Origin of the sequence: Raineyella sp. LH-20 (assembly GCF_033110965.1) — a bacterium.
In the GTDB taxonomy this organism is placed as follows: domain Bacteria; phylum Actinomycetota; class Actinomycetes; order Propionibacteriales; family Propionibacteriaceae; genus Raineyella.
The window spans coordinates 3,530,295-3,548,926 of record NZ_CP137003.1 but is presented as its reverse complement, the minus strand read 5'-3'; the positions used below and the strand labels follow the sequence as shown (position 1 = coordinate 3,548,926).

At 67.8% G+C, this 18,632-nt stretch carries 15 protein-coding genes and 1 pseudogene; 7 read left to right on the top strand and 9 right to left on the bottom strand.

Annotation, left to right across the window (positions count from 1 at the left end):
* Nucleotide 1: 1 nt before the first annotated feature.
* The 3 genes from R0146_RS15755 to R0146_RS15745 are packed head-to-tail and all read right to left on the bottom strand — an operon-like array spanning nucleotide 2 to nucleotide 2,478.
* On the bottom strand, nucleotides 2-529 hold the full coding sequence (locus R0146_RS15755; protein WP_317690744.1) for a hypothetical protein: 528 nt from the start codon (nucleotides 527-529) through the stop codon (nucleotides 2-4).
* 39 nt (nucleotides 530-568) lie between these two features.
* A complete protein-coding gene (locus tag R0146_RS15750; RefSeq protein WP_317690743.1) occupies nucleotides 569-1,321 on the bottom strand; it encodes a type 1 glutamine amidotransferase in 753 nt (250 codons plus the stop codon).
* A complete protein-coding gene (locus tag R0146_RS15745) occupies nucleotides 1,318-2,478 on the bottom strand; it encodes a Mur ligase family protein (RefSeq protein WP_317692438.1) in 1,161 nt (386 codons plus the stop codon). The genes R0146_RS15750 and R0146_RS15745 overlap by 4 nt, the downstream gene beginning before the upstream one ends.
* A gap of 278 nt (nucleotides 2,479-2,756) precedes the next feature.
* On the opposite strand from R0146_RS15745, the gene R0146_RS15740 reads away from it, so the two are divergent.
* The gene (locus tag R0146_RS15740; RefSeq protein WP_317690742.1) at nucleotides 2,757-3,668 is read left to right on the top strand and encodes a ribokinase; all 912 of its coding nucleotides are present in this window, start codon (nucleotides 2,757-2,759) and stop codon (nucleotides 3,666-3,668) included.
* 29 nt (nucleotides 3,669-3,697) lie between these two features.
* Complete coding sequence (locus R0146_RS15735; protein WP_317690741.1) at nucleotides 3,698-4,333, top strand: cation efflux transmembrane domain-containing protein; 636 nt, start codon at nucleotides 3,698-3,700, stop codon at nucleotides 4,331-4,333.
* Nucleotides 4,334-4,398: 65 nt separating this feature from the next.
* On the opposite strand, the gene R0146_RS15730 is transcribed toward R0146_RS15735, so the two are convergent.
* Nucleotides 4,399-6,357 carry an acyl-CoA dehydrogenase family protein gene (locus R0146_RS15730; protein WP_317690740.1) on the bottom strand — a complete coding sequence of 653 codons (1,959 nt, stop codon included), beginning with the start codon at nucleotides 6,355-6,357 and terminating at the stop codon, nucleotides 4,399-4,401.
* A gap of 323 nt (nucleotides 6,358-6,680) precedes the next feature.
* Between R0146_RS15730 and R0146_RS15725 the strand changes: the two genes are divergently transcribed.
* Both R0146_RS15725 and R0146_RS15720 read left to right on the top strand, forming a co-directional pair.
* Nucleotides 6,681-7,160 carry a hypothetical protein gene (locus tag R0146_RS15725; protein WP_317690738.1) on the top strand — a complete coding sequence of 160 codons (480 nt, stop codon included), beginning with the start codon at nucleotides 6,681-6,683 and terminating at the stop codon, nucleotides 7,158-7,160.
* Nucleotides 7,161-7,332: 172 nt separating this feature from the next.
* Nucleotides 7,333-8,850, top strand: a complete 1,518-nt coding sequence (locus R0146_RS15720) for a hypothetical protein (RefSeq protein WP_073186125.1) — start codon at nucleotides 7,333-7,335, stop codon at nucleotides 8,848-8,850.
* Here the strand turns inward: R0146_RS15720 and R0146_RS15715 are convergent.
* The gene (locus tag R0146_RS15715; protein WP_300148879.1) at nucleotides 8,801-9,841 is read right to left on the bottom strand and encodes a DNA adenine methylase; all 1,041 of its coding nucleotides are present in this window, start codon (nucleotides 9,839-9,841) and stop codon (nucleotides 8,801-8,803) included. The two genes, R0146_RS15720 and R0146_RS15715, sit on opposite strands and share 50 nt — an antisense overlap.
* Before the next feature lie 266 nt (nucleotides 9,842-10,107).
* Between R0146_RS15715 and R0146_RS15710 the strand changes: the two genes are divergently transcribed.
* A complete protein-coding gene (locus tag R0146_RS15710) occupies nucleotides 10,108-11,091 on the top strand; it encodes a DNA-processing protein DprA (protein ID WP_073186127.1) in 984 nt (327 codons plus the stop codon).
* Nucleotides 11,092-11,125: 34 nt separating this feature from the next.
* Here R0146_RS15710 and R0146_RS15705 read toward each other — a convergent pair whose 3' ends face one another.
* Entirely contained in the window at nucleotides 11,126-11,500 is a 375-nt protein-coding gene (locus R0146_RS15705) for a sulfate permease (protein ID WP_073186128.1), read from the bottom strand.
* Nucleotides 11,501-11,639: 139 nt separating this feature from the next.
* A complete protein-coding gene (gene mobF, locus R0146_RS15700) occupies nucleotides 11,640-15,263 on the bottom strand; it encodes a MobF family relaxase (protein WP_084189324.1) in 3,624 nt (1,207 codons plus the stop codon).
* Between the two features lie 301 nt (nucleotides 15,264-15,564).
* On the opposite strand from mobF, the pseudogene R0146_RS15695 reads away from it, so the two are divergent.
* A pseudogene (locus tag R0146_RS15695) lies at nucleotides 15,565-15,942 on the top strand (DNA cytosine methyltransferase); the annotation flags it as partial.
* Between the two features lie 46 nt (nucleotides 15,943-15,988).
* Entirely contained in the window at nucleotides 15,989-16,489 is a 501-nt protein-coding gene (locus tag R0146_RS15690) for a hypothetical protein (RefSeq protein WP_226997256.1), read from the top strand.
* A 406-nt stretch (nucleotides 16,490-16,895) separates the two neighbouring features.
* Here R0146_RS15690 and R0146_RS15685 read toward each other — a convergent pair whose 3' ends face one another.
* Both R0146_RS15685 and R0146_RS15680 read right to left on the bottom strand, forming a co-directional pair.
* Complete coding sequence (locus R0146_RS15685) at nucleotides 16,896-17,846, bottom strand: CPBP family intramembrane glutamic endopeptidase (protein WP_317690737.1); 951 nt, start codon at nucleotides 17,844-17,846, stop codon at nucleotides 16,896-16,898.
* Nucleotides 17,847-17,920: 74 nt separating this feature from the next.
* Nucleotides 17,921-18,622, bottom strand: a complete 702-nt coding sequence (locus R0146_RS15680; protein WP_317690736.1) for a metal-dependent transcriptional regulator — start codon at nucleotides 18,620-18,622, stop codon at nucleotides 17,921-17,923.
* Between the last annotated feature and the right edge of the window lie 10 nt (nucleotides 18,623-18,632).

Sequence of the window (18,632 nt, the reverse complement as noted above, 5' to 3'; positions counted from 1 at the left end):
CTCATTCGTTGATGTCCAGCAGGGTCCAGGTCCGCCCCTCCCACTCCAGCAGGGTGACCTGGCGGTCGTCGTTCAGCAGCACGTGGGCCCACGGGCCGAGCGACTCGCCGCCGACCCGCGGCGCGTCGACCCGCTCGAAGACGATGCCCGACGGGCCGTGCAGGCCGTCGATGGTCCGCACCGGACGGTACTCGTCGCCGGCGCGGCCCCACAGCGGCAGCAGGTGCGGCCACAGCAGGTAGAGCGCCGGGTGGTACCAGCCGGGCGGATACTCCTCAGCCCGTTGCCGTGCGCCGACCGCGTCATGGGTGTCGTACGCCCGGACCGACGACCCGGTGCCGATCCATTCGATGGTCGAGGAGTGCACCACCCAGCGGTCGCCCGGTGCGACCGCCACCTCGTAGCGCTCGTCGCCGTCGCTGATCACGGCGGCCGCCTCGCGGTGCCGGGCGCGGGTCAGCACCACCGCCACCAGGGCGATCAGCTCGGATTCTGGGACTGGCGGCAGCGCCTCGTCAGGCTCGTCCACTGCGGTCTCTCCGTCGGGTGAGGGTCCGGACGCCGGCTGTCAGGCCCGGGAGGTGGCGCGGATCGCTGCCACCCGTTCTCGTCGCAGCGCCGGGAGGGGAGCCACCGGGAGCGGGTCGAGGCGGGTCCCCAGGGCCGTCTCGAGCAGGAAGTCGGCCAGTCCGGGGTTGCGGGCCAGCACCGGGCCGTGCGGGTAGGTGCCGACGACCGATCCTTGGACGGCGCCCTCGGTGCGTGCCTCGTCACCGTTGCCGACACCGATCTCCACGTCGGCCAACGGCGCGGCGTCCGGTCCCAGCGTGGTCATCCCGCCGTGGTTCTCGAAGCCGGTGACCAGGGCGTCGTCGCCGGTCAGCGGGGTGACGTCGCCCGGCAACGGGCGCAGGCGGGTGAGGATCTCCCCGACGGCGCGTTGCTCCCCGCGCCGGGTGGAGATGTCGAGCAGGCCCAGACCCGGCATCACCTCGTCGCGTTCGCCGATGGTGAACGTGGTGCCGAGGATCTGGTAGCCGGCGCACACCGCGAAAACGACCGCGCCGCGGTCGGCGGCCCGGTGCAGGGTGCCCTCCTGCTGCAGGAGGCGTACGGCGGTGGTCTGTGCCCCGTCCTCGCCGCCGCCCAACAGGTAGACGTCGGCGTCGTCGGGCAACGGGCGGCCCGGCTCGGCGACGGTGAGCCTCGGCTCGAAGCCACGCCACTGCAGGCGTCGCATCAGCACGGTGGCGTTGCCGCGGTCCCCGTAGATGCCCAGCAACGACTGGTAGACGAGGACGATGTGGACGGACCGCGTCATGCCAGGCCTCCGAGCTTGCGCAGCTTCTGGAACGGGGTGTAGGTCGAGAGTACGTCGACGTGACGTCCCAGGTCGGTGAGCGCGGCGGCGAGATCGGTGATCACCGTGCACTCCACCTCGGCGTACGCGAGCCGTACGGCCAGGTCCTGTGCCCGCGGGCCGGTCGCGATGACCTTCTTGCCGGCCAGCTGCTCGTAGTCCACGTCCCACATCCACGACAGGTCGCGGCCGTCCGCGGCGACCGCGTCGATCGCCAGCACGACGGTGTCGGACTGCAGCAGGGGCAGCGCCTCGTGCCAGCCGGCCGGGTTCTTCGCCAGCAGCAGCCGGGCCGAGGTGGTGCCGTACTGCGTCGTGGCGAACCGGCCGGCCGGGGAGGTGACCGTCCGCATGCCGGCCAGGGCGTCCTGCACGCCGACCCCGAGCTGCTCGGCGGCGGCGAGGGCGCAGGCGGCGTTGCCGACGTTGAACCCGCCGGGCACCTGGAGCTGTGGGTCGTGGGCCACCCCGTGGCGGTCGATGATCTGCCCGTTCTCCACCCGGATCGCAGCGCTGGGCTCGGTCATCGAACAGGCCGGACAGTCCCAGTCGCCCGGGTCGCCGGTCTCCGGATGCGGGTTGCGGCGCAGCAGGATCGCGCCGCAGTCCGGACACATGGTGGCGTCCTCCTGCCAGGTGGAGGCGGTGTCGACCCACACCACGCGCTTCGCGGCCCGGGCCGCCCACACCACCAGCGGCTCCTCGGCATTGGCGACGACCACCGGCCCGTCCTCGCCGGCGGCGGCCAGCGCATCGCGCCAGGACCGGGCCAGCTTCTTGATCTCGTGGTTGCGGTCCAGTTGGTCGCGGGAGAAGTTGAGCAACACCAGCACCTCGGGCCGGCCGAGCCGGATGATGTCGGCGACCACCCGCTCGTCGGTCTCCAGGATGGCCAGGTCGGCCCGCGGCGCCTGGGAGAGCGCCGAGGCGATGCCGTAGTGGAGGTTCGCCCCGTCGGCGTTGGTGACCACCCGGTCGGCGTCGTGCGCCCCGAGCCCTGAGCGGATCGCCGCCGCCAGCAGATGGGTGGTCGTCGTCTTCCCGTTCGTGCCGGAGACCGCCGCGATCCGGCGGCCCTGCAGCAGCTTGGCGAGCGCCTCGGGGTCGATCCGGGTCATCACCTGACCGCGGATCGAGGCGCCGGAGCCCTTGCCGGCCAGCCGGGACAGGGTGGCCGCCAGTCGGCCGGCGCCCACCGCTGTCGCCAGACGCAGCCGGGAGGCGGGGCCGAGGCCGGACGGCGCCCCCGGACGTTCGAGAGTCGATGCCATGGGGCCTATTCTCCACCACGCCCGCCGGGGCTCCGTCCGGCGTTCTTTCCTGTCCCCGGGACCGCTCTCCGGGTGCCGCGGAGGCAGGGCTAAACTCCGGCTCACCGCAATGAAGGGGGCCGACCGTGAGCATCGAGAGCGCAACACGCGTCGATGTGGTGGGCAGCGTCTCGGTCGAGACCGTCCTGAGCGTCGATCGGCTCCCGGCACCGGGGGAGGCGGTGGTCGCCATACCGACCCATCCCGGCCTCGGCGGCCGGGGTGCCAACCAGGCCGTGGCCGTGGCGCGGACCGGGGTCGAGGCCCGTCTGGTCGCGGCGATCGGCGACGATCCGGAGGGCCGCGAGCTGCTCGGCGAACTCGCCGGCTTCGGCGTCTCCACCGAGCTCGTCTCGGTGCACGACGGCGCCCGCACCGGGCGCAGCGTCCGGCTGGTGGCCCCCGGCGAGCATCGTACGGTCCTCATCCCGGGGGCGAACGAGCTGACCGACGTCGCGGCGGTCCAGGATGTCGCCGACCGGCTCGCGACCTCCTCGGTGGTGCTGCTCCAGGGCCAGGTCGGGGCGGGCGTGGTGAGGGAGACGATCCGGTTGTCCGCGGAATGGCCCGGGCGGCTGGTCTACCACGCGGCTCCGGCGACGGAGATCGATCCCGACCTCTACGCAGGTGTGGCGGTGCTCGTGGTCAACGAGAGCGAGGCGGCGGCGCTGTGCGGTGCGCCGGTCTCCGGTGACGTCGCCGAGATCGAGGACATGGCGGTCAGGTTGGCCGCGCGCGGCCGGTCGGTCGTGGTGAGCATGGGGGCGTACGGGGCCGTCGTGGTGCCGTCCCGCCGGCCGGTCGAGGTGATGCTGGCCGAGCCCACCGAGGTCGTCGACCCGGCCGGGGCGGGGGACGCCTTCGTCGGCGTGCTCGCGGCCGGCCTGGCGGTCGGCCTGGGCGTGCAGGAGGCGACCGCCGCGGCCGTCCGCCAGGCGACCCGGACCGTGGCACGCCGGGGGGCCGTACGTTCCTATCCGACCTTCGACTTCGACTAGGCCGGACCCACCGAGGCAGACTGGGCCGGGTGAGCACTCCGCACGTGATCGACGTGAACGATGTCGCCCCCCGACTCCGCCGGGTCGTCCTGACCGTCGCCGCCCTCAATTTCGCCTACTTCTTCGTCGAGTTCTTCGTCGCCGTCGGAGCCGGATCGGTGTCACTGCTGGCCGACAGCGTCGACTTCCTCGAGGACACCTCGGTCAACCTGCTCATCTTCGTCGCCCTCGGCTGGCCGCTGGTCCACCGGGCTCTGATGGGCAAGCTGATGGCGGTGATCATCCTCGGGCCGGCGATCTATGCCGCGGTCGAGGCGGTGCAGCGGTTCGCCGAGCCGACGGCGCCCAAGGTCCTTCCGCTGGTGTTGGCGTCGCTCGGCGCCATCGTGATCAACGGGGTCAGTGCGCTGCTGCTGGTCCGGGTGCGCCACACCGGGGGATCGCTCTCGAGGGCGGCGTTCCTCTCGGCACGCAACGACGTGCTGGTCAATGTCGCGGTGATCGCCATGGGTCTGCTGACGGTGGGGACCCGTTCGGGCTGGCCGGACCTGATCCTGGGCTGCGGCATCATCCTGCTCGCGGTCCGCGCCGCCTGGGAGGTCTGGGAGGTCAGCGAGGAGGAGCGTCTGGCCGCCAAGGCACTCGCCGGCGAGGAGATCGACTGAGCGGCCCGGGCCGGCATGCGCCCGGGCCGCGGGTCAGACCGTGCCACTTGCCGCCGGGCCGCGGGTCAGACCGTGCCACCGCCGCCGGGCCGTGGGATCCGCCGGCGCCGATCCGGTTTCGTCGACGGGCCGGGCTCCCAGGTGGCGACCCACGGCCGGTCGTCCTCGTCGGGGAGGATGCCCTCCTCCAGGAAGAGGTAGTCGCCGGCGAGCACCTTCTTCGCCGCCGCCCGGTCGCTGGCGTCGGAGTTCGACCACAGGGCGGTGAAGAGGGCGTCGACCCGCACCCGCGCCTGCCGGCAGAACACGTCGGCCAGCTCCGGGCCCTCCGGGCGTACGTCCCGCTCGGCGGTCGCCCGGACGCAGGAGGCACTCATCGCGAACAGTTCGGCGCCGATGTCGACGATCCGGCCCAGCAGTGCCTGTCGGTGTTCCAACCGGCCCTGCCAGCGGGCCATCCCGTAGAAGACCGATCGGGCCAGCCGTCGGGTGGAGCGCTCGACGTAGCGCAGGTGACCGGCGAGTTCGCCGTAGCGGGCGTACGAGGTGGCGATCATGCCTGGCCCGGTGACCAGCGTCGGCAGCCAGCCGGCGTAGAACCCGGTGGCTCGCCCGACCGCCCGCAGCTTCTCCTGCCGACTCGTCTCGGGGTCGATGATGGCGCCGGCCACCGCCAGGTGGGCGTCGACCGCCTCGCGGGCGATCAGCAGGTGCATGATCTCGCTGGACCCCTCGAAGGTCCGGTTGATCCGGATGTCGCGCAGCATCTGCTCGGCCCTGACCACCCGCTCGCCGCGTGCCGCCTGCGAGGCGGCCGTCTCGTAGCCGCGGCCGCCGCGGATCTGCACCACGTCGTCGGTGACCCGCCAGGCCATCTCCGAGGCATAGAGCTTGAGCAGCGCAGCTTCGATCCGGATGTCGTTGGTCTCCTCGTCGGCGAGCATCGCGCACAGGTCGAGCATCGACTCCATGCCGTACGCGGTCCCGGCCATGAACCCGATCCGGGTGGCCACGGCCTCGTGGTCGCCGACCGGCCGCCCCCACTGCACCCGATGGGTGCCCCAGCCCCGGGCGGTCGCCACCGCCCACTTGGCGTTGCCGACACACAGTGCCGGCAACGAGAGCCGCCCGGTGTTGAGCGTGGTGAGGGCGATCTTCAGGCCGCGGCCCTCGGTGCCGATGACGTTGGCGGCCGGCACGAAGACGTCGTGGAAGCGGGTGACGGAGTTCTCCAGGCCGCGCAGACCGACGAAGCTGTTGCGGGCCTCCACGGTGATCCCGGGCGAGTCGGCCTCGACGACGAAGGCGGTGATGCCGGCGCGGTGCCCGTCGACCGCCGGCACCCGGGCCATCACCACCAGGAGCGAGGCGACCGGTCCGTTGGTCGCCCACAGCTTGACCCCGTTGAGGAGGTAGCCGCTGCCGTCCTCGGTCGGGGTGGCCGAGGTGGCCAGCCGTGCGGGGTCGGAGCCCACGTCGGGTTCGGTGAGCATGAAGGCCGACACCTCGCCGGCGGCGACGCGGGGGAGATACGTACGCTTCTGCTCATCCGAGCCGAACATCGCCACCGGCTGCGGGACACCGATGGACTGGTGAGCGCTCAGCAGGGCTGCGAGCGACGGGCTCACCGAGCCGACGACCGCGAGGGCCCGTACGTAGTAGAGGTGGCTCAGGCCCAGCCCGCCGTACGCTGCGGAAATGTTCATCCCGAAGGCGCCGAGCTCCGCCAGGCCGGCGAACACCTCGTCGGGGATGCGGTCGTCGCGCTCGATCGCGGCGCCGTCGACGGTGCGCATGTAGTCGGTGAGCCGGGCGAGGAAGGCTTCGCCGGCGGCCCGGTCCGCGGCGTCGGGGGTGGGCCACGGTTCGATCAGATCGAGGCGTAGCCGGCCGAGGAAGAGTTCGCGCCCGAAGCTGGGCTTCGTCCACTCCTGCTCGCGGGCCGCCTCGGCGACCGTCCGTGCCTCGCGTTCACTGGGCCCTGGGCCGGCATCGGCCGGACGGGCCTGCTGCTGTGTGGTCATGACCGCCTCCGCGTCGGGGCACCCTGATCCATCCACGGTACCTGTCAGGTCGGTGGGTGGACATCGACTTCCGGAGCGGAATCGGGACCGATGCGTTCGCCAGACGGTGAGCGGTGGCACCACGAATGGTCAGTCGTGGCGCGCTCGGTCGTCGCGCCACGAATCGCGGGAGTGACCCGCGCCCGGTGACTGACCTGCTCACGGGTGGCGCCGCTGCGTGGAGGCGGGGCGGTCGGAGGCCGGGAACCCGAGGGGAGGAGGCTCACATCAGGCCAGAAGCGAGCGAGGCTCACACCAGGCCAGAGTCTCCACTGGCCGAAGGTGTGAGCCTCGCCGATACGGGGTGCCTGAGTAGCACGTTCGGCAACTCCGCCCCCAAGACAAAAATCCTGGTCAGCCGCCTAGACCGTGGGGTCTACGAGGTCTCCCGACGTCCCCAGGATACCGCTCCGAAGGACGATCGTGGCCCCGTCGTGAGGACTGTCGAGACGGCTCAAACTTTTCTCACCGCCTCCGAGGTGGATGCGCTCGTCGGCGACTACCTGGCCGGGATGAGCGTCAAGGCCCTCGCCGAGAGGTACGGTATCCACCGCGCCACCGTGTTCGCTCACCTACGTCGCCGCAACGTGCCGAGCCGCCGACCAGGGCTCGGGATCGACGAGAAGGCCGAGGCCGTGCGCCTCGCACGCGCGGGCGTCTCGATGCGCGCGATCGGCCGCCGGATGGGCGTGGACCGCAAGGCCGTGCGCGCAGCACTGGTCGAGGCTGGACTCATTGCGGATGAGTCCGCCAGCAGTTCGTAGCGCCGCTCTGGGCCGCTGATGGCGCAGAGGGTTTCGGCGGACATCGTCGCTCCCGACGTGTCTCAGCCCGGAGAGCGAGGCGTGCAGCTACCGTTGGAGACGAACGACTGCTCTCGCCAGTTCGGCACCGAGGGCGTGGATCGCCGGACGGAGCACGAGAGCAGGGCTGGATATGGCTTACGAGCAGCTACCGATAGTCGAGGTCGACCTCGAACAGCTCCTTCTCGACCTGGAGAACTACCGCATACCGACACGCCGCGACGACGAAGCAGGTGCGCTGAAGTACCTGTTTGCATCCGAGGACGTCCTCGGAGCGGCGCGCCTGATCCTCCGTGACGGCTACTTCGACAACGAAGTCCCGATCGTGACGTCGGCATCAGCGTCCGGCGGTAGCTCCCCATACACCGTGCTGGAAGGCAACCGTCGAGTTAGCGCGCTCAAGGCGCTTCAGGACCCGACGATCGTGCCCGGCCATGAGGCAGAGATTCGCGCGCTGCTGAAGCGGTACGCAGTGGAGGCGGAGAATCTCCCCGAACGAATCCGTGTCATCGTCGCTCCCGACCGGGCGACGGCTGCACCTCACGTCGCGAGGTTGCACACCGGCATCTCGAAGAGGCGCTGGAGTCGCGATCAGCAGGCAACCTTCTACTATTCGCTCGTCGACGAGCAGACCACGGTCGACGATGTGAAGGCACAGTACCCGGATGTCGAGGTTGCCAGGTTCATGCGGATGGCCGTGATGCGGCGCTTCCTCAGCGCAGCGCCATTCTCCGATCACACCCTCCGGCAGTACGCCGCAAGTGACGACCTGGCGATGTCGGCCTTCGAGTATGCCTACCGAAGCAAGGAGATTGCCTCCGCGATCGGTGTCGAGTTCGACAAGGATGGCATGCTTCTGCCGCGGGCCTCGACGCCTGAGAAGATCGCTGTGAAGTTGACGAAGAAGAAGCTCAATGCTTTGGAGTACCTTGTCAGCGAGTTCCGTGCAGGGCGTCTCAACACTCGCTCACCAGAGTTCAAGAAGCGCAACCAGGAGTATCAGTCCCTGGTGGATCGCCTCAACGGCGTATCGACTGCGGCTCCGCCCCAACCAGCGCCGCCCACTCCTCCCGTGCAACCGACGCCATCCGGGCCGTCCCAAGGTGGCGCGTCCGGCGCGCCCGGTGGCCCCAACACTGGCGGGAGTGGTGCTGCTCCGAACCCACCCGGCCCTCCTGGCGGCACGGGCAGCCGTGGACCCAACCATCCAGACACGAAGGACACGCTTGATCTGTCGGGGCTGGACTACGAGAACGCGCCGCTGAATCTCAAGCTGCGATACTTCGAGTTGCGCAAGATCAGCCTCTCGAATCTCCCTATCGCGGCCGCGATCCTCATGCGCTCAGTATTGGAGGCCACCATCAAGGTCCATTTCGAGGGCTCTCCAACCCCCGCCACTGGACAGTTGAGCGATGTATTCAAGCGCGTGGTGCAGGCCTATGGACAAGAGAAGTCGCTCAAGTCAGGCATTAGTGCTATCCAGTCGGGTAACGCGCACAAGCACGGATCGATCCAGTGGTTCAACCTCATCGCGCACAGTGCCGATGCTTCCGTGAGTGCGGATGACGTCCGGCAGGCATGGAAGGTCGTGAACCCGCTGCTTAGGCGCTTGTTGCGCCCGCCATCGCAGACGTCGTCTGCAACGACTTGATCGCCCGCGCGACAGACGGGGATGCCACGAGCAGCTCTTCCGCCTGGCCCGGATACCTGGCGGAGTAGGTGAGTTCCAGTCGGCACTGGAACTGATCTCGATACAGTTTCTCGATCAGCGGGGCTGTGTCATAGGTCATCAACCAGTGTGCACTTTCAACGGAGTTGACGATCGTCGAGAGTGCCTTGTGGTCTCGTCCGTCGAAGGCATTGAGATAGAGTTGCGAGCCTGCTTGCACGTAGGGCGGGTCGATGTACATGAATGACCGGTCATCGTGAGAGTACTGCTGGATCACAGTCCGGCCATCCAGATCAGAGACCGTGATTCGATCCGCTAGAGCACCGATCGCAGTCAACCGCTCGACGAGTGTGAGCCGGTTGAATCGCGCATCAATCTTGTATTTTCCCTCCTGGCGCTGGCCGCCGATAACGCCGGCGTTCAGAATCCCGGAGCGATTGGTTCGATTCAAGAAAAAGAACGCGAAGCCCAGGCGCAGTGCATCGCGCTCGTCCCGTGAGCGATATACGTCGCGCTGGCGCTGCCACTCGTCGATCGTGAGTGGTGTTGACGCCACCATTTCTACGAACTCTGCGTTGTTGCCAACGACGGACTTCCAGAAGGCGTGGACGGCTGGGTCGATGTCGTTGACTACCAAGTGTTGGACGATGCCCTCGCGCAGAAGCGCGATCCCCGCGCCCACACCTCCGGCGTAGGGTTCGATGTAGCGGGCGTCCTTGATGCCAAGAATGTCGATGATGTCAGCGAAGAAGCCAGCGAGCGCAGCTTTTCCGCCGGGGTATCGCAATGGTGAGAGTGTGCCGTATCGGCGTGACCCGATGACACGCAGGCTGTCAGTCATTGGAGTCCTTCCTTGCCCGGTGTGCGGCAACACGGCAGCGGGCTGAGCAGAAGCGAGCGTCACCTCGTCCGAGGAAGGCTTGGTCGCAGTGCTCGCAATCTCGCCATGCCTCTCGGCGGCGTAGGCGTTCATGGCGTAACGCGCGATCAAGCTCGGTGAGCCCCACGTCACTCAGGCTGCCTAGACGCTTCATGTTACGGATAGTACTCGTTACAGATCACATCGTGGTTCGCCACGCGGACGCTCCCGCGAATAGGCCGTTCTTCGGAGTCCGCCGGGTGAATCTCCGTAGCTGCGCCCGTTTCGCCTCACTCGGGAGAGGACCCCTGAGCAGGGTGGGTGTCCGCGAGGCTCGGTCCGCGCACCTCGTCGGTAACGAACGCCGAGAGGAACCGAAGATGGCCAGTTTGAGTGATGTCGCGAGCGACGAGCGCACCGCGAGGATGGTGCTGTCCATGCTCGTCGAGCCCAATGACTCGGTGACAGGACGCATCTTGTCCAGGCTCAGAGCAGTCGAGACGCTTTGGCTCGCTGAGCACGACCGCGAAGTAGTCGGTCTGAGCCCAGTGGACGCGCAGGTCTGGCGCGAACGCCTCAGGGTGCCAGATGCAAGGGAGCTCGCCGGGCGAATCGACCAGGTGCACCAATCGGGGGTTCGAGCACTCATCCCAGGCGATAACGACTGGCCTACCGCCTTCGACGATCTTGGTGAAGTTGCGCCCTACGTGCTGTGGACTCGCGGCACGTCGTCCTTCCTCTCGCGTCCGATGAGCGATCTCGTCACGATCACCGGGGCTCGGGCATGCACCTCCTACGGTGAATACGTGGCTCGGGAACTCGCCAGTTCCGTTGCCGCAGAGGAACGAGTTGTCGTCGCGGGAGGTGCCTACGGGATCGAAGGCGCGTCGCACCAGGCCGCCCTCGCTGCAGGTGGCGACACGATCGCCATTCTCGCCAACGGAGTCGATCGCCCGTACCCTGTCGGCCATCGCGACCTGCTTGATCGCGTCGCTGATGTCGGCCTTCTCGTCAGTGAGGTTCCGCCGGGTGCCGTTCCGACCCGACACCGGGTCATCGCCCGAGCCCGGCTGATGGCTGCGCTGTCCTACGCGTCGGTGATCGTCGAAGCGGGTGCTCGATCTGGCTCACTGCTGGTTGCCCAGCGAGCCGACGAGCTCGGCCGACGTGTCGGTGCCGTTCCCGGACCAGTCACGAGCGCCGCCAGCATAGGACCGCACCGCTTGTTGCGCGACGGCATCGCGACCTTGGTGGCGGACACTTCGGACCTCGCCAAGCTCGTGGAGCGGGGCCAGGTGTCACGAGAGCGACTCGACATGGAGCAGGTCGGCCCACCTTCTCCTGCTCCGACGCGCACGCTGTAGCGCGCCGGTCAGCAGTGGACGCCGGAGCCTGAACTCAGCGAGAGCTTCGAGTGAGCTCACCCAGTGGCACATCCTCGGAGAGCTCCTGCCGCTGCTGCCGCTGCTCGCGGTATTCACGGGCGCGAGCCCTTACGAGGAGAACGACGCTCACTGGGCCGATGGCCATCATCTTGAGAGCGTTCCAGAGGCAGACCAGCACGACGAGGTGGAGCCATCCAGGGCCGCCGTTCTCAATGAGTGTGGTGCACCAGAAGGCGATGACCAGGTAGGGACCGGCCAGGAGCATCGCGGGGACGCCCCACTTCAGTCCCTTCCTCGTGCGGATCAGATCGAGCAGGATGTTGCTCGGCATGTAGCAACGCAGGAAGTAGCGAACCTCGGCGCTGGCTGTCCACAGTAGGCGGATCATGATGGGCTCCTCTCAACACGCGAGTCGTTGTCGAGACGGTGCGTGGAGAGTGACCCGAAGGTCTGCCGCGAGCGGCCCAAAGATAAGGAGAAATCCGCCTCACCTCAAGGCTACGCCCCAGTCATGACATTGGGAAGGGTCAGATGCTGCGCCCGGGCCCGGGCTGGTCGCGCCTGACGGCCTGGAGATCGACCTCTGTCTGACGGCTCTCATCAGCGACCAGCTGACGTACCTTGTCGAGCGCGGAGCGCGCTCGGGCGGCGTCGATCTTCTGCGCGGCCGACTCGGGCGGGGCACCGATGGGCGCGTCGTCGGTGATGCGGTACCGGTCTCGGTAGGCCGCGACCACACGTGCGGACTTGCGCCAGGCCGCGGCTCGTCGTCGATCGGCGAGCGGTGTTCCGAGTGCCTTCGTCCACGCTGCGTTCTCGGTGAGCGCGGCTTCGAGTGTGGCGTCGGCGCGTGCCTCGATCAGTTCCTCTCGCTCGTCGAGAGCTGCTCGCATCTCGGCGTCGATGACTCCATGCGCCCGTGGGAGCAGGCCGGCGATGAGTCGTGCTGGCTTGCGGGTTCGGCCTGATCCTGCGGGCCGGGCGGTCGCCCGCTCGACTCGGTAGTGGAGGACGGCGGCGATGTCGTCCGCGTCACCGAACCCGCGCACGGCCACGAGGCGCGGCAGGAGGGCATCGACATTGTGATGGTTCGATTCAGCGCGTCGTAGTTCAGCCGCGAGCGGGCCGAACGCCTCGGACTCGATGGCACTCTCGGCCTGTTCCTCGGTGAGCCCGGAGCCCCGAACGAGAGTGGCCCAGCGGTCGCGTTGGGCTGCGGCGGCGATGGTCTCGTACTCGGCGGCGAGCTGGGCGATCGAGCCCCACTGTTCCTGCTCGGCGACGATGGTCTCGTGCGCCGAGAGTTCGGCCCCGCTGTGCTGAAGAACGCCGTACAGCACGCTTCGCGCGGTGGCATGCGGGTCGTCGCCAGGGTGCGGCTGGGCATGGTCGTCGGCGCGGTCGAGAGTCACGTAGGCGTGGTTCGAGTGCCGCCCTCGGGTCATCGCGACGTAGAAGGTCTCCCTCGTCGAGGTCGGTTCGACCAGCACGTGCGCAGTGTCGGTCGTGATGCCTTGGGCGCGGTAGGCGGTGACTGCGTAACCGAGATCGACATGCTCGGCCACATACGAGGCCGGGAGGACGATGCTGCCGCCGAACCTGCGCCCACGCCTGCGAGCCTTGATGGTTCCGTCGTCGCCGACGGTGGTGCCGGTTCCATAGTCGCGTGCGATGGTGATGGTGCTGTCGTCGCCGACGGCGGTGACGGTCCAGATGTCGCCGTTGCGTACCCAGTCCCGCCCGGCCAGGGTGCGCAGGTTCCGGTTGTTGAGTCGCGTGATGATGGTGTCGCCAACGCCGGCGGCGGTACCGTCGCGCAGCTCGACCTCGCGGTCGGGGTTCAGCGTCTTGTTGAGGATCAGATCGGCACGGGCGCGACCGTTCAGCGCGGTCACGTCCTCATGGGTCTCGGCGATCAGCACCGAGACGAGTCCCGCGTCGCGATCGGCGCGCCAGGCGTTGTAGGCGGCATCGGTCATGGCCTCGCCGTCGCCGTCGGTAATGCGCTGATGGGCGAGGTAGGTGTCGATAGCCGCCGTGCGGCCGTGGCGTAGCTCAAGTGAGGCGGTCTTCTCCCAGACGTGGGTGAAGCGGTGAACGTCGACCAGTTCGGGGGTGTCGGCTCGGTCTCTGGCGATCATCGCGAATGCTCCGCCGGCGTCCACGGATTGCAGTTGCGCGTAGTCGCCGACCAGCAGCACCTTCGCGCCCGCTTCATGGGCGAGGTGGGTGATGCGGTCCAGCGACAGGGCGCCGGCCAGGGATGCTTCGTCGATGATGACGAGCTGACTCGCCTCGAACGTGGTGCCGTGGATGAGGTGGTTCTGCCACCACTTCGCCGTGTTCTCCGTCGCGATCCCGAGATCGTCCGCCAGCACCTGGGCGGCAACCGCCGACGGTGCCAACCCGACGACCGAACCGGAGCCGTGCTCGGCTTCCCACGCTCGTCGGAGCGCGCTCATGGCGGTGGTCTTGCCCGCCCCAGCAGGACCGACCAGCACGTCAAGCATCCGCCCCGACACCGCGATCCGGGTCAAGGCATCGGCTTGGTCGTCGCCGAGCATTCGACCATCCGCGGCGGGTCTGCGCGTGGTCTTTTCGACCGTCGCGAGCTGCACCGTCGGCCCGGCCAGGTTCGCTGCTCGTTCGAGGAGTCTGTCCTCGGCCGCGAGCTGGGCCTCGGAGGTGAACACCGTCGAGCTCTTCGGTCGGAACACGGAACTGCCGTCGGGCCGACGGAACACGACAGGCGAGGAGGCGAGTTCGGGGGGCGTCAGCCGAAAGGAAACGAGCTCGGCGGCATCGGCAACCATCGCGACGATCGCTTCCCGATCGTGCATGGTGGCGAACCGCCAGCCCATCGTCTGCCGGGATGCCTCGGCCATGAGATTCCACCGCCGCCAGGTCGAACGCTTCTCACCGACCACCTCGACGACCGAACGCCCCAGCTCACCGATGACATCGAGCGGCACGTCGTCGGCATGCAGCAGGAGCGGCTTGTCGTTGTCGGTCACCTCGCGCGCCCACGTCGTCGCATCCCGCCCCAACGCTTTCGTGGCGCGCTCCCGCCATTCGGCGGTGAGGTCAGCCAAGGATCGGACCTGCTTCTCGGGGCGGGTCGCGAGTGTGGCTCGGGCTCGGAGTTTCATGATCGCTGCTGGTGCCGGTCGTCGTCCGTGCGCTGCGACGTACTCAGCGATGAGGCGATCGGTCTCGGCGTCGATGTGACGAGCGCGGGTAGAGAACTCGGCGACCAGTTCCTCGGGCACTCCCGCGATCGCCCATGCCGGGTTGTGGTCGAGGCCCATCTCTCGGGCCTCCCACGAGACGCCGAAGGTGCGCGTCATATGGTCGGCGAACACGGCTTCATGTAGCTCGGAGAGCGCCACCACGGCGGCGTGCATCGGTCTGCCGTCGAGCGAACGCCACTTCCCATCGAGGACGGTCTTGACCTTGTTGCTGATGACCACGTGCGTGTGGAGGTGGGGGTCGCCGGCGCGGGAGTCGAAGTGATCGAACGCGGTCGCGATCAGCCCCGTGACCTCGACCTGTGCAACCGCGCCATCTCCGACGGTTGCGCCCGTGCGGGTGGCTGCAACCTCGCGCTCCATGAACGCAACCACCTCCGCAACCGCTCGATGATGCGCCTCCCCGATGAGCGCTTGGACCCCGGCGTCCGCGACTGCCCACAGCACGCTCGTGGACTTCGGGATGGAGAAGGTGAAGTCGAAGCCCGCCACAGCACGCCGTGTGCTGCGGGCAGTCTCCTCGGCAACGATCTGCGCGACAGCCTCGCCCTTGGCGCCGGGGGTCATGGTCGGTTCGAGGTCGGCGATCCGCGCTTCGATTCGCTGCTCCTGGTTCTTGTATGCCGCGAAGCCCAGGCCGAGCTTGTCGCCGGTGATCGGATCACAGCCTGTGCCCATGAGGAGCTGGAGTTGGTGTTCCGATACTCGGTCGCCCACCTGAATCTCGCCCTTGCCGAGGGCCGCTACGCCTGCGCCGAGCCAGCGGCCGGGCGGTGTGCCTTCTTCCATGTAGTAGCGGGTAAGCGGCGTCGAGAGCGGCCTGTTGCCGTCGGCTGCCGCGACGGTCTTGAGCAGGTACTTGTAGCCGTCACCTGCCGACATCACGCGCATCGAAACCGTCATGCCCACCTCCGCTCCTGCCGGGCAGGTGAGCACCCTCACCCGGTGACTTCTGAAGCGGTCATGGCCGGCTCAACCTCGACCTGCAAGAGGCGTGTCAGCTCAGAAAAGGCAGGGTGTGGCGGAGCTTCCTGAGTGCGGGCTGTCGTGAATGGACGTTGCTGGTCGATGGACTGGATGGCACTGGGCCGGCGACCGCGAGGACAGGTCAGCACGACGTAGTGGTGCACCTGACAGGTGACCAGCCCGGCGACACGACTCACGCGAGTTCTGGCCGGGGATCATCCCGTCAGCCGGAGCATTCATGCACGACACACCGACCGATCCCGCGAGTCCGCTGAGGATCGGTTCGCTCTTCTCGGGATACGGCGGCCTCGACCTCGCTGTCGAACATGTCTTCGGCGGAGAGACCGTCTGGTTCTCTGAGATCAATGAGCCCGTGGCCAGGGTCTTCGCCCACCACTGGCCCGACGCCCCGAATCTGGGCGACATCACAAGGATCAGCTGGTCGCAGGTCGAGCCCGTTGACATTCTGATCGGCGGCTTCCCCTGCCAAGACGTGTCCACCGTCGGCAAGCGCGCCGGTCTCGCACCCGGAACCCGCTCAGGTCTATGGGCGCACATGGGCACAGCCATCGAAGTGCTGCAACCCCAATGGGTCGTCATCGAAAACGTCCGCGGTCTGCTCTCGTCCCCAGCCATCCGACCGATCACCGAAGGAGACGACAATGCCCCGCGCAACCCCTGCGCAGCAACCCCCGACGATACAGCCCTTCGCGCTCTGGAGCCCGACCCGTGGCATCTGGGAGACAGCGCAACTCGACCTCTACGAGCAGCCGGCGCCGTACTCGGCGATTTGGCCGACCTGCGGATGGATGCACGATGGGTCGGTCTACCTGCTTCCCTTGTCGGCGCTCCTCACCCCCGGTTCCGCATCTTCCTCCTGGCCCAGCGTCAAGACGCTGTTCCGAACCCCGCTCGCGTCGGACTCGCTTCGAGGTGGAGAGACCCTGGACAAGGTGAAGGCGAGACGGGGCACGATCGCACTCTCGCACCAGATCATCGACCTCGCGCTCCACGGACCGGATGGCTCGCTCAGCAGGCACAGCGACTCGGCGACGTTGTGGTCGCTGACCGAGGACATCTTCACCGCTGGGGACGCTATGCCCACGCCGTGGCTCGTTGGGAGCACATCACCGGACGAGTCGCACCAGCGCCCGCACTCCTGAGGAACGAGAATGGCCCGCGTCCAGCACCGGAGTTCGTGGAGTGGCTCATGGGACTCCCTACCGCCTGGCTCTCCGATCCACGACATGGCCTTCCGCCGAACCAGCAACTGATGGCGCTTGGCAATGGGGTCCTGCCTCTACAAGCGGCGATCGCACTGACTGCCGTGTCAGCGTTCTCGCCGCTTGGGTAGCGGAGGCTACGCGACCGCCGGCCGCGATCACTCCGCTGGGTGAGCGGCGGGGGTGTCCCCGATGCGGTGATCCTGCGTTCGTAGGTCGGCCAGGCAGCGAGCAGTAGGAGCCCGTTGGCGCTCGGCGTGCTGGGGTCCGCGGTGTGGGTGGTGATTGAGAGGTGTGGGGTAGCGCGCTTTGTTGCCTGTTTGGGAGTCGTTGACAGGGGTTGGGCCTATGACGCGTCCGCGTTATCCATCCTCGTGGGTAGCCGGTGTAGTCGTATGACGAGTGTCGCCGCCGTGGCGAAGGCGGCGAAGATGGTGATGTTTGTGAGGGCGTCGGTCCATGAGATCGCCTGCGTTGCCCGGAGTTGCGCGATGCTGGAGGTCATTGCGGCGATGGAGTAGGCGCCGACATTGTTGATGATGTGAGCCGCGATGCCTGCTTCGAGACCGCCGGTGAGGATCACGAGGGTCGAGGCGAGCAGCCCGAAAGCGAGTCTGTCTACGAACAGTGCGGCGTTCTGGACGCCATGGAGTGAGGCAAACACGAGTGACGATGCGGCGGCCCCGATCCAGGGGTTGGCGGTGAGTCTGGTCATCGACTGTAGTAGGTAGCCGCGGAAGAGGTACTCTTCGGCTGCGGCCTGCCACGGGGTGACGATTGCCACGACGACAAGGAAGCTCCACCACTGCGGCTGCGGCGCGAACTGGAAGGGCTGGCTTTGGAGGTAGCCGACCAGCAAGCTCCCGCCAAGGATGAGGATGGTCGCTATCCCGAGACATATCCCGAGATAGCCGCGGCGCAGACGTTGTTCCACCGAGGAGAGTTGTCCAAGCGGGGCACGGTGGAGTCGGGTCATCAGGAGCCAGCAGCACAGGAGCAGCCCGGCGATGGCGATGCCGTTCGCCGCGAGTCCGGTGGGTATCTGGTAGCTGGCGGCATAACTCTGAAAGTCGGTGAAAGGCACGTCGGGTGCTGTCACGTAGTGGGAGACGGCGGTGATCGCCAGCGAGATCCATGGCGTGAGAGTGAAGTAGAACGAGAACGCGATGAGGATGCCGAGCAGCGCTGCGGGTCGTCCTGCTTGGCAGCTGAGCTGCTCAGCGTAGGTGACCGGCGGCGCGGGCGAGGTCTTGTCCGTCCTGCTGTCTGGGTCCGGCTGATTGCTGGGATAAGCCATGTGCAGTGCTCTCTGTGTGCTCCCGTGAGCCCCGGCTGAGCGCTGTCCATGCCGAGGCCCTTCATTGGCGGAACCTAGGCGGGACCAGGGGTGTGTGCTTCTGGGTCTGTTCGGGGGCTGACGCGTACTGCAATGGCGGCCGGGAGGCCGAGGTCGATCGTAGTGTCGTCGACGGTGACCCGGACGGCCGCAGCCGCGGGGCTGACGTCGGTGACGGTAAGTCTGGTACCGACCGAGATTCCGTGTCCGGTGAGGTAGCGGAGGATGTCGGGCGAGCGATCCGAGACGCGCAGCACTTGCACGGAGGTGCCGGGTTCGGCCTCGTTGAGAGCTTGGCTGTGATCGGGCGGGATCCGTCCGTCAGGGTCGGGGATCGGGGCTCCGTGGGGGTCGTGGGTGGGGTGCCCGAGTGCGGCGTCCATGCGGTCCAGTACGAGGTCGGAAACGGCGTGCTCCAGGTGGTTCGCCTCGTCGTGGACCTGGTCCCAGGACAGCTCTAGATGCTCGACGAGATAGGTCTCCACGATTCGGTGTCGTCGAACGATGTCTATCGCGATTGCGCGCCCGTCGTCGGTCAACTCGATTGGGCCGTAAGGCTCGTAGGAGATGAGTCCGTCGCGGGCGAGTCGTTCTAGGTTGGCCGAGACGGTCGAGGGAGTCACGCCGAGTTGGGCGGCTAGGTCTGTTGTAGAGGGCTCCCCGCCAGGCCATTCGTGGGCTTTCCAGATCAGCGTTACATAGTCCTCGACCATGCGGGTGGCAGGAGAGCGCTTCATCGGGGTCATC